This is a genomic window from Luteimonas sp. RC10, from assembly GCF_014192745.1.
GTDB lineage: Bacteria > Pseudomonadota > Gammaproteobacteria > Xanthomonadales > Xanthomonadaceae > Luteimonas.
Map to the genome: position 1 here is coordinate 102,847 of NZ_JACHYJ010000009.1, position 9,868 is coordinate 112,714.

The following is a 9,868-nucleotide window of genomic DNA, read 5'->3' on the forward strand; positions in this document are numbered from 1 at the left end:
GGGGCCCTCCTAGGCACCGGCCGTGGTCGGCCTCGCACGGTACCAGCGCGCCAGGCCGGCCAGCACCAGATCGGGCCGGACCTGCGCCTGGGGCAGATGCGGCTGCAGGTCCGCCGCGCCGCCGCCATGCAACAACAGGTCGGGCGTGCCGCCGATCCGCGCCGCGGCCTGGGCGAGGCTGCGTTCGACCAACGCCACGGCGGCGCCTTCGCAGCCCGAGGCCAAGGCATCGTCGGTATCGCTCGCGAATTCGACGTATCGCCCGCCTGTTGCCGGCAATTGCGCGACCCGGCGCTGCAGGGCCTCGCGCATCAGCGTCGGCGACGGCGCGATGCGCCCCCCCAGATGCCGACCGTCGGCGTCGAGCAGGTCGATCGTCAGCGCCGTGCCCACGCCGACCACCACCACGGGCGCTGCGGCCTGCGCGCGCGCCGCCAGCAATGCCAGAAACCGGTCCACGCCCAGTCTCATGGGATCGGCATAGGCGATGCTCAGGCCATCGAGCGCCGGCAGTGTGCGTGCCAGTTCGACCCGTGCACCACGCGCGGCCAGCGCATCGAGCAGCACCGTCCGCAGGGCCGGCGACGCGACACTGGCCACCACCGCAGTCTCGATGCGCGGCGGCAGGCGCTCGATCCATGTCGGATCCAGTCCACCAGCCGCATGCGCGGTCCCTGCCACCGGCCCGATGTTCGCGCTGTCGAGCGGCGCGTACTTGAGCCGGGTATTGCCCAGGTCGAACAACCAGACCGTCATGTCGCGTCCCCGTTGCGCACGCTGACTTCGCCTGCGTGGAAGGTCCGGACGCCGTCGTCGAACCGGACCCGCAGCGCGCCGTCATCGGCAATGCCGTCGGCCATGCCTTCGAGCACGCCGGTGCCGGTCTGCACCCGGACCGCGCGCCCGGCCAGTGCGTCGACTGCCGCAAATGCGGGCAGGAACGGCGCCAGGCCGTCGCGATCGAAGCGCGCCAGCGCCGGGATCCAGGCACCGATCACGGCAGCGGCGACCGCATTGCGCGACGGCAGCGCGGGCGCCAGCGTCGCCAGGTCGATCCAGGGCTGGTCGATGCGGGCAGCGTCGGCGGCGGGCATCCGCACGTTGATGCCGATGCCCAGCACCGCGCGCACCGGCCCGGCATGCTCGCCGCCGCCTTCGACCAGCACGCCGCCAAGCTTGCGCAGTCCGCGGCTGTCCGACACCACCAGGTCATTGGGCCACTTGAGCCGCACATCGCCGACGCCGAGCCCGTGCAGGGCCTCCACCGCGGCGATGCCGGCCACCAGACTCAGCCCGCCCAACCGCGCAAGCCCGCCTTCGAAGCCACGCTGCAGCGACAGGTAGATGTGCGCGGCCAGTGGTGAGCACCAGGTCCGGCCCCGGCGCCCGCGCCCGCCGGTCTGGCGTTCGGCCAGCAGCGCCTCGGCGGCCGCGCCCGGCATGGGCCGGCGCAGCAGTTCGGCATTGGTCGAATCCAGGGTCCAGGCCACGTCGAGCCGATCCAGGCCCGCGCGCGCGTTCGCCGGCAATGCCGCGAGGATGGCGTCCCGGTCGAGCAGCGAGACCGGGTGCGACAGCGCATAGCCCTGCCCGCGCCGGGCCTCGATCGGCACGCCGGCTTCGCGCAGCAGGCCGATCCGCTTCCAGACCGCCGCGCGCGTCTGTCCCGACTCGCGCGCCAGCGCATCGCCCGACACCGGGCCTGCAATCAACCGCGCCAGCAAGGCGCGCTCGGCGTTGGGCGTGGTCATGCGGCGGTCGCGGGCGGATGGTGGGCGAAGGCGGACATGCGGTCGATTATCGGCGAGGGCGCCGCCGCTGTCGTGCGCTGCTGCGACGCAACGTCGCGGGCGCGCGACCTGCGCTATAGTCGGCGGATCTTCGCGTCCGCCTGACTGCCCGGGGTCTTCGATGTCGATACGAGCGATGTTCTGCGCGCTGCTGTTCGCTGCCTGCCTGCCGGCAGCGGCCCGCGAAGCGCGCGTCCCCGGTCCCTCCGACACCCCGCCCTGCGCCGCCGCAGCGCCTGCTTCGGCCCCCGAGACGGCTGGCAGCGATGCCGTCCGGCGCCCCCCTGCCAGCGCGTCGAAGGCTCGGCCGGCGACCTCCGGCGGCATCGAGAGCGACGGCCCGCTGCGTGGCCCGCGCTGGCACAGCTTCCTGCCCGGCATGTTCCGCTGAGGCGACGGCGCCGATCGTGCGTTCGCTGATCCGGCGCCTGTTCAAGGGCGCCCCGCCCCCCGTCCCCGATGCGGACTGGGCGGCCATCCGCAATCAATTGCCCTGGGTCCACGCGCTCGACGACGCACGCGCGGCGCGGCTGCGCACGCTCGCAGCGCACTTCCTGCACCGCAAGACCATCACCCCGGTCGCCGGCCTGGCGCTGGACGCGCGCGAGCGGTTGCTGCTCGCGACGCTGTGCTGCCTGCCGCTGCTCGAGTTCGGCGACGAGGGCCTGCACGGCTGGTCGCAGCTGATCGTCTACCCCGATGCGTTCCGGGTGAACCGCAGCCACGTCGACGCCGCCGGCGTGATGCACGAGTGGGACGACGAATTGATCGGCGAAGCCTGGGAAAGCGGGCCGCTGGTGTTGTCGTGGGCCGACATCCAGAGCGACATCGCCGAGCCGGACGGCGGCTTCTGCGTGGCCGTGCATGAGATGGCGCACAAGCTCGATGCACTCGATGGCGTGCTCGACGGCACCCCGCCGCTGCCGCGCCCGTGGCAACGCGCCTGGGCGCAGGATTTCCAGCGCGCGTTCGATGGCTTCGTCGCGCGCGTCGACGCCGGGCACGACACCGCGCTCGACCCCTACGCCGCCGAGGCGCCCGAGGAATTCTTCGCCGTCTGCAGCGAGTACCACTTCAGCGCGCCGGCGTTGCTGCGCGACACGCTGCCCGAGGTCGCCGCACACCTCGAACGCTTCTACGGTCCGTCGCCGCTGGCGTAGCCGACGTCGGCGCCGCGGCCAAACGTCGCCGCCGATACCACTCAGAAACCCGGCGGCAACCGCACCGAGAAGCAGGCCCCGCCCAGTTCCTCCGAGCGCCCGACGTGCAGTTCGCCGCGGTAGCTGTGCACGATGTCCTGCACGATCGACAGGCCGATGCCGTGGCCCTGGACGCGCTCGTCGCCGCGTACGCCCCGTTGGAGTACCGTCGCGACGCGATCGGGCGGAATGCCGGGACCGTCGTCCTCGACCACCAGTACCAGGCCCGGCCGCCGGTTGGGCGCGGTGTCGCCCGAACGCACCGTCAGCAGCACGCGTGAACGTGCCCACTTGAAGGCGTTCTCGAGCAGATTGCCGAGCAGTTCCTGCAGGTCGCCGGGTTCGCCGTGGAAGCGCGCCGCCGCGTCAATCTCGAACTCGCAGACTGCGCCCTTGGCGGCGTAGATCTTCTCCAGCCCGCGCACGATCTGCTCGGCATGCGGCTCGATCTCGATCGCGGCCGAGAACAGTTGGTGGCCGCTGGAGGCCGCGCGCGCGAGCTGGTAGGTCACCAGGTCGGTCATGCGCTGCAACTGGGTCTCGACCTCCTCGCGCAGTTCGGCCTCGCCGGTACCGGCGTCGAGCCGCGAGCGCAACACCGCCAGCGGCGTCTTGAGGCTGTGCGCCAGGTCGGACATCGTGTTGCGCTGACGCGCGAGGTGTTCGCGCTCGCTTTCGATCAGCGCATTGATGCTTTCGGTCAGCGGCAGCAGCTCGCGCGGATGCTGCATGCCCATGCGGTCGGCCTGGCCGCGCTGCACGCGCACCAGTTCGTGTTCGACCCGCCGCAACGGCCACAGGCTCCAGCGCACGATCAGCGCCTGCAGCAGCAGCAGGATCATGCCGGCGATGCCGAGGTTGACCCACAGCGCGGCGCGGAAGACCCGCACCTGGCGCGGCACGATGCCGGCGTCCTCCATCACATAGATGGTGTAGGCGAACTCGTCGTCGGTGCGCGTCTCCTCCGGCGACCACAGCAGGCCCAGCCCGTAGCGATAGACCTCGCCCGGCGAGCCGTCGCTGCGCACGATCGGCAGCGGGCCTTCGAACTTCTCCTCGCGCGCGCCGAGCATGGTCGCCTCGGGCAACTGCGGGCCCGACGCCGAACGCGAGGCCCAGGTGCCGCTGGGCAGCACCACCTCGGCGTACAGGCCGCTGCCTGGGCGCAGGAAGCGGTCGTCGGGCGGCGACTCGGACGGCAGGTAGATCTCACCGCCGCGCAGGAACTCGATATCGCCGGCGTAGGCATAGACATAGTTGCGCAGACGCTCACGCTGGCCTTCGCTGGCAACGTCGATGAACGCCCGGTCGAGCGCATAGCCGGCCAGCGCCAGGAACGCAAGCAGGCCAATACTGGCCGCCAGCAACTGGCGCGCCTGCAACGAGCGGGGGCGCCACCGCGAGGGGCGCCGCACCTTGGTCTTGGGACGTCGGGACTCAGCAGGCATGACGGCTCACGGGCGTGGACTGCGGCCCGGATGCGTGACGGCAACGGGCCGGAAGGCGCGACTGCCGATCGCGCCGCTCACCCCTCGCCGTTGCGCGGAATCGCGAACCGGTAGCCACGGCCGCGCACGGTCTCGATCGGCTTGAGCGCGCCGTCGGGATCGAGCTTCTTGCGCAGGCGGCCGATGAACACCTCGAGCACGTTGGAATCGCGATCGAAGTCCTGCTGGTAGATGTGCTCGGTCAGATCGGCCTTCGAGACCAGTTCGCCGGCATGCATCATCAGATACTCCAGCACCTTGTACTCGTAGCTCGTCAGGTCGACGTTCTTGCCGTCCACACTGACCGTCTGCGCGGCAAGATCCAGCATCACCGTGCCGCATTCGAGCGTCGGCTTGCTCCAGCCCGCCGCGCGGCGGACCAGCGCATTGATGCGTGCGAGCAGTTCCTCGACGTGGAAGGGCTTGACCAGGTAGTCGTCCGCGCCCTGCTTGAGACCATCGACCTTGTCCTGCCAGCTCGAGCGCGCGGTCAGGATCAGCACCGGAAACTGCTTGCCCTCCTCGCGCAGCGCCTTGATCAGCTCCATGCCCGACATCTTCGGCAGCCCCAGGTCGATGATGCCCACGTCGAACGGCACTTCGCGGCCCATGTACAGGCCCTCTTCGCCGTCCTGGGCGGCGTCGACGGCAAAGCCTTCGCGCTTCAGCCGGGCGGCAAGGGTCTCACGCAGGGGAGCTTCGTCTTCGACGAGCAGGATTCGCATGGGGTCAACTCCGGTCGAACGGCCGGACCGGCCGTGAATTGGGGGCGAGAATGCTGGATCAATCGTCGTCGCCGCGTGCACGGGCGTCACGCCCACGCTGCTGCTGCGGATCGTCGACGTACACCCGGACCCGGCCGCTATCGTCCATCACCTTGATGCGATTGACGTCGCGGCCATCGGCATGCATCCGCTCCACGCTGAGCACCCGGCCCCGCGTCGTGCGTTCGATCCGGCGGACCGAAGCGGACATGGAATCCTGGGCGCCCCGCGGGCCCACGTTCTGCCGCCCCCACGATGCCCGCATGTCGGGCCCGCTGCGGGCGTCTCCCAGTGGCGGGCCCTCTTGCGCCCGCACCGTCACGGCCGCGCCCGAGGCGCAGAACGCCACAGCGAGCAGGATCAGGGAAGTGGGTCTGGACGACGGGGCAGGCACGGCCGCTCCTTGAGCGTGGGTCGGCGGACTAATGCATGGCATGGTCGGGCGAAGGCGGTGAATCCGTCCTTAACTTTTCGTTGACAAGGCTGTCTGTGTTCAGCTTCGAAGGGGGTCCGATCATGTCCGGATTCGCCCGAGGGTGCAACGCCGACCTCTCGATCCGTTGCCGAGGAATCAGGCCGGCACCGCAGTCGCCTCCAGCGCCTGCTCGACCACCGCCCAGTCGGCGCCCGGCCGGTGCGCACCCTCGCTGAGGATCTGCCGGAAGCGCCGACCGCCTGGCTGCCCGTGGAACAGCCCCAGCACATGCCGCACGACATGTTTGAGCGCCACGCCCTCGGCCAGGCGCGCCTCGATCCAGGGACGCAACGCCCGCAGCAACGCCTCACGCGGCTGTTCCACCCGCCCCCACAGCGCGGCATCGAGCCGGTGCAGCAGATAGGGATCGTGGTAGGCGGCGCGGCCCAGCATCACGCCGTCGACCTGCCCCAACTGCTCATGCGCCGCCTCCAGCGTCGCAATGCCGCCGTTGACCACGACCGGCAGCGCCGGGCGCTCGCGCTTGAGCCGCCACGCCCAGTCGTAGCGCAGCGGCGGGATGTCCCGGTTCTCCTTCGGCGACAGCCCCTGCAGCCAGGCATTGCGCGCGTGCACCACCACCATCGACGCACCGGCGGCGACCACACCATCGACGAACGCGGCAAACGCACCGTAGTCGTCGTCGTCGTCGACCCCCAGCCGGCACTTCACCGTGACCGGCACCGGGCTGGCGGCCACCATCGCCGCAACACAGTCGGCGACCAGCGTCGGCTCGCGCATCAGGCAGGCGCCGAAACGCCCGGCCTGCACGCGGTCCGAGGGGCAACCGCAGTTGAGGTTGATCTCGTCGAACCCATGCTCGGCAGCAATCGCCGACGCCTGCGCCAGCAAGGCGGGGTCGCTGCCGCCCAGTTGCAGCGCCAGCGGCGCCTGCTCGGGCGTGGCCGCCAGCAATCGCGCGCGGTCGCCGTGGATCACTGCGTTGGCATGCACCATCTCGGTGTACAGGCGTGCGCCGGGCGCGAGAATACGGTGGAACTGCCGGCAATGAACGTCGGTCCAGTCCATCATCGGGGCAACCGAGAGCCGCAGGGCGTCGGATTCGAAAGCGTGCATACGGATTTTCCGTGGGGGGCTGCGACGGGCCGGCTATGCCACCGGCGCGGGCGTCGCGCGAGGCCCGTCGTGTCGCGCGGGCCGTGCAGGGCCGGCCATTGTGCGCCCCCACGCCTGACGCCTCAAACGCCGCCCTCTGAACGACCGGGGCGGTGTCTCTACGCGCGGGCGCCGCGACGCTGCGGATGCAGGCGCGTTGCGATGCTGCGCGGCGATCGCGCCGCAGGCGCGCTTGAGGGTCCGTTCGATGGTGTTCGTGTTGCTGTTCGCCGCGCTGCTGGTCGTCTGGAGCCTGGGTGCGGTATTGCTGTGGCGCGATACGCGGCGCACCAGCGACGCGCTGGCCTGGGTCACCGGGCTGCTGGCGCTGGCGACTGCGGCGGCGTTCGGGGCCGGGCTGGTCGGGCTCGTGCGCCACGGCGACTGGGAGGCGCTGACGACCGCGCAGGCGCTGCACGCGGTGCTGGGCGAAGGCAACCTGGCGCTGCGGCGGTCGGAATGGGGTTGGCTCAACCGGCTGTCGGGCGTCTACCTCGGGCTCGATCTGGGCTGGACGCTGCTGATGCTGTGCGCAGCGTAGTTCGCGTCAATCGGCTTCTGGTCGGCGCGTGCGCAGCGACGGCGCGCGGCGCGCCGCGGCCGCCCGAAGCACGGTTGACCATCGGTCCCGATCCTTGGCGGCTCCGCAGCCGGCGCTGTGCCGCTCAGCCGGCGTCCGGCTCGGATGCGGGCGGCTGTACCGCAGGCCTACCGTCGTGCTCGGCCACCAGCAGCATCAAGCTGCGGTCGACCAATGTCCGTGTCGCGCCCGGCGCCAGTTGACCGCGCGCGTCCGGATTGGCGGTGTCGACCAACACGCGCCACGGCACGCCATCGATCGCGGGCGGTGCGAAGTCGACGGCGTCGGCGCTGGCATTGACCAGCAGCAACAGGCTGACATGACGGGCGCCTGCGTGCGCCTCGGCATCGTCGAGGCGACCGTCGAGCCGGACCATGATCGCGCGCGCATTCGGGTCGTCCCATTGCCCAGGCGAGAGCTCGTTGCCATCGGGCGCGAGCCAGGCGATGTCGCGCACGCCGCGACGCTCGTCGAATCGGCCGTCGAGAAACCGCGTGCTGCGCAGCAGCGGCTGATCGCGGCGCAGCCGCGCGAGCCGGCCGACGAAGGCCGACAGTGCCGCGCCCTCGCCGCGCCAGGCCGCCTCCCAGTCGAGCCAGGTCAGCGGGTTGTCCTGGCAGTAGGCGTTGTTGTTGCCCTGCTGGCTGTGGCCGAACTCGTCGCCGGCCAGCAGCATCGGCGTGCCTTGGGACAGCAGCAGGGTCGCCAGCAGGTTGCGCTTCTGCCGCGCACGTAGCGTGTTGATCGCGACGTCGTCGGTCTCGCCCTCGACCCCGTAGTTGGCCGACAGGCTATGGTCGTGGCCATCGCGGTTGTCCTCGCCGTTCGCGTCGTTGTGCTTGTCGGCGTAGGTCACCAGGTCGTGCAACGTGAAGCCATCGTGCGCGGTGACGAAGTTCACCGACGCGCGCGGACGCCGACCACGGTGGTCGAACAGGTCGGCCGAACCGGTCAGCCGCCGCGCGAACTCGGGCAATTGGCCCGCATCGCTGCGCCAGAATGCGCGCATCGTGTCGCGGAACTTGTCGTTCCACTCCGACCAGCCGGGCGGAAAGTTGCCGACCTGGTAGCCGCCCGGCCCGATGTCCCAGGGCTCGGCGATCAGCTTGACCTGGGCCAGCTGCGGGTCTTGGCCGACCGCATCGAGGAAGCCGCTGCTGCGGTCGAAGCCATGCGGTTCGCGCCCCAGGATCGTGGCCAGGTCGAAGCGGAAGCCGTCGACGTGCATCTGCGAGGCCCAGTAGCGCAGCGAGTCGTTGACCATGCGCAGTGCACCGGCATTGGTCAGGTCGAAGGTATTTCCGGTGCCGGTGTCGTTGATGTAGTAGCGGCGGTCGTCGGCAAGCCGGTAGTAGCTGGCATTGTCGATGCCCTTGAACGACAGCGTCGGCCCCAGTTCGTTGCCCTCGGCGGTGTGGTTGTAGACCACGTCGAGCAACACCTCGATGCCGGCGCGGTGCAGGTGGGCGACCATCTGCTTGAACTCGGCGATGTTGTGGGACGCTAGGTAGCGCGGATGCGGCGCGAAGAAGCCGATCGAGTTGTAGCCCCAGTAGTTGCGCAGCCCGCGTTCGAGCAGGTGCTGGTCGTCGACGAAGGCATGGATGGGCAACAGCTCGACCGCGGTCACGCCCAGCGCGCGTAGGTGGTCGATCAGGGCGTCGTGCTTGAGCGCCGAGAACGTGCCGCGCGCAGACTCGGGCACCGCGGGATGGCGCATGCTCAGGCCGCGCACGTGCGCCTCGTAGATCACCGTGCGATCCCATGGCGTGTGCAGCCGGCGATCCTCGCCCCAGGTGTAGGCCGGGTCGATGACCGCGGCCTTGGGCATGTACGGCGCGCTGTCGCGTCGATCGAAGCTCAGGTCGGCGTCGCGGTGGCCGACGGTGTAGCCGAACAGGTGCGGCGCCCACTTGAGCTCGCCGACGATCTGCTTGGCGTAAGGATCGAGCAGCAGCTTGTTGGGGTTGAAGCGGTGGCCGGCGTCCGGCGCGTAGGGCCCGTGCACGCGGTAGCCGTAGAGCTGGCCCGGACGGGCGTCGGGCAGATAACCGTGCCAGATCTCGTCGGTGTGTTCGGGCAGCGTGATGCGTTCCTGCTCGCGGCCACGCGCGTCGAACAGGCACAGCTCCACGCGCGTGGCATGGGCCGAGTACAGCGCGAAGTTCACCCCCAGGCCGTCCCAGGTCGCGCCCAGTGGGAACGGGCGGCCTTCGCGTACGCGTGAGCGCTGCAGCAGGCGGGGCGGCGTGGCGCGCGCAGTGCGTGGCGCGGCCATCAGCGCGGCATCCCGGCGGCGTGTTCGATGTTCTCGCGCTCGGCCTGCAGTTCGGCATCCACCAGCCGCTCGGCCATCGCCCAATGACGCAGCGATGCACCATCGGGGCGGCCTTCGGCCTGCCAGATCTCACGCGCGAGCTCCCGGATCCGGGCGGTGCGCTGCTGTTCGTCCATTCT

General features: G+C 70.6%; 11 protein-coding genes. 3 read left to right on the forward strand and 8 right to left on the reverse strand.

Annotation, left to right across the window (positions count from 1 at the left end):
• Nucleotides 1-9: 9 nt before the first annotated feature.
• Both FHW73_RS15810 and birA read right to left on the reverse strand, forming a co-directional pair.
• Nucleotides 10-756, reverse strand: a complete 747-nt coding sequence (locus FHW73_RS15810; RefSeq protein ID WP_183427722.1) for a type III pantothenate kinase — start codon at nt 754-756, stop codon at nt 10-12.
• Nucleotides 753-1,751: a bifunctional biotin--[acetyl-CoA-carboxylase] ligase/biotin operon repressor BirA gene (gene birA, locus FHW73_RS15815; protein WP_183427723.1), complete on the reverse strand. Its 999-nt coding sequence runs from the start codon at nt 1,749-1,751 to the stop codon at nt 753-755. Before birA ends, FHW73_RS15810 begins: the two co-directional genes overlap by 4 nt.
• A 160-nt stretch (nt 1,752-1,911) precedes the next feature.
• Here birA and FHW73_RS15820 point away from each other — a divergent pair, with 160 nt between their 5' ends.
• Together FHW73_RS15820 and FHW73_RS15825 are read left to right on the forward strand one after the other, a co-directional pair.
• Nucleotides 1,912-2,181 carry a hypothetical protein gene (locus tag FHW73_RS15820; protein ID WP_183427774.1) on the forward strand — a complete coding sequence of 90 codons (270 nt, stop codon included), beginning with the start codon at nt 1,912-1,914 and terminating at the stop codon, nt 2,179-2,181.
• Nucleotides 2,182-2,197: 16 nt separating this feature from the next.
• Nucleotides 2,198-2,950: a M90 family metallopeptidase gene (locus FHW73_RS15825; RefSeq protein WP_345776200.1), complete on the forward strand. Its 753-nt coding sequence runs from the start codon at nt 2,198-2,200 to the stop codon at nt 2,948-2,950.
• A gap of 41 nt (nt 2,951-2,991) precedes the next feature.
• On the opposite strand, the gene FHW73_RS15830 is transcribed toward FHW73_RS15825, so the two are convergent.
• The 4 genes from FHW73_RS15830 to dusA form a co-directional block, all read right to left on the reverse strand.
• The gene (locus FHW73_RS15830) at nt 2,992-4,437 is read right to left on the reverse strand and encodes a sensor histidine kinase (protein WP_183427724.1); all 1,446 of its coding nucleotides are present in this window, start codon (nt 4,435-4,437) and stop codon (nt 2,992-2,994) included.
• A 77-nt stretch (nt 4,438-4,514) separates the two neighbouring features.
• Nucleotides 4,515-5,201 (reverse strand): response regulator transcription factor, encoded by a 687-nt coding sequence (locus tag FHW73_RS15835; RefSeq protein ID WP_101925263.1) that lies wholly within the window; start codon nt 5,199-5,201, stop codon nt 4,515-4,517.
• Nucleotides 5,202-5,259: 58 nt separating this feature from the next.
• On the reverse strand, nt 5,260-5,451 hold the full coding sequence (locus tag FHW73_RS15840) for a hypothetical protein (protein WP_183427725.1): 192 nt from the start codon (nt 5,449-5,451) through the stop codon (nt 5,260-5,262).
• Between the two features lie 360 nt (nt 5,452-5,811).
• A complete protein-coding gene (gene dusA, locus FHW73_RS15845) occupies nt 5,812-6,792 on the reverse strand; it encodes a tRNA dihydrouridine(20/20a) synthase DusA (protein WP_183427726.1) in 981 nt (326 codons plus the stop codon).
• Between the two features lie 232 nt (nt 6,793-7,024).
• Here dusA and FHW73_RS15850 point away from each other — a divergent pair, with 232 nt between their 5' ends.
• Nucleotides 7,025-7,372, forward strand: coding sequence for a hypothetical protein (locus FHW73_RS15850; RefSeq protein ID WP_183427727.1), 348 nt, complete (start codon nt 7,025-7,027; stop codon nt 7,370-7,372).
• A gap of 124 nt (nt 7,373-7,496) precedes the next feature.
• On the opposite strand, the gene glgX is transcribed toward FHW73_RS15850, so the two are convergent.
• Together glgX and FHW73_RS15860 are read right to left on the reverse strand one after the other, a co-directional pair.
• Entirely contained in the window at nt 7,497-9,689 is a 2,193-nt protein-coding gene (gene glgX, locus FHW73_RS15855; RefSeq protein WP_183427728.1) for a glycogen debranching protein GlgX, read from the reverse strand.
• The gene (locus FHW73_RS15860; RefSeq protein ID WP_183427771.1) at nt 9,689-9,865 is read right to left on the reverse strand and encodes a DUF2934 domain-containing protein; all 177 of its coding nucleotides are present in this window, start codon (nt 9,863-9,865) and stop codon (nt 9,689-9,691) included. Before FHW73_RS15860 ends, glgX begins: the two co-directional genes overlap by 1 nt.
• Between the last annotated feature and the right edge of the window lie 3 nt (nt 9,866-9,868).

Excerpts from the sequence above, each read along its gene's own strand:
- FHW73_RS15810 (WP_183427722.1), bottom strand. The coding sequence starts at position 756 with ATGACGGTCTGGTTGTTCGACCTGGGCAATACCCGGCTCAAGTACGCG.
- birA (WP_183427723.1), bottom strand. The coding sequence starts at position 1,751 with ATGACCACGCCCAACGCCGAGCGCGCCTTGCTGGCGCGGTTGATTGCA.
- FHW73_RS15820 (WP_183427774.1), top strand. The coding sequence starts at position 1,912 with ATGTCGATACGAGCGATGTTCTGCGCGCTGCTGTTCGCTGCCTGCCTG.
- FHW73_RS15830 (WP_183427724.1), bottom strand. The coding sequence starts at position 4,437 with ATGCCTGCTGAGTCCCGACGTCCCAAGACCAAGGTGCGGCGCCCCTCG.
- FHW73_RS15835 (WP_101925263.1), bottom strand. The coding sequence starts at position 5,201 with ATGCGAATCCTGCTCGTCGAAGACGAAGCTCCCCTGCGTGAGACCCTT.
- FHW73_RS15840 (WP_183427725.1), bottom strand. The coding sequence starts at position 5,451 with ATGTCCGCTTCGGTCCGCCGGATCGAACGCACGACGCGGGGCCGGGTG.
- dusA (WP_183427726.1), bottom strand. The coding sequence starts at position 6,792 with ATGCACGCTTTCGAATCCGACGCCCTGCGGCTCTCGGTTGCCCCGATG.
- glgX (WP_183427728.1), bottom strand. The coding sequence starts at position 9,689 with ATGGCCGCGCCACGCACTGCGCGCGCCACGCCGCCCCGCCTGCTGCAG.
- FHW73_RS15860 (WP_183427771.1), bottom strand. The coding sequence starts at position 9,865 with ATGGACGAACAGCAGCGCACCGCCCGGATCCGGGAGCTCGCGCGTGAG.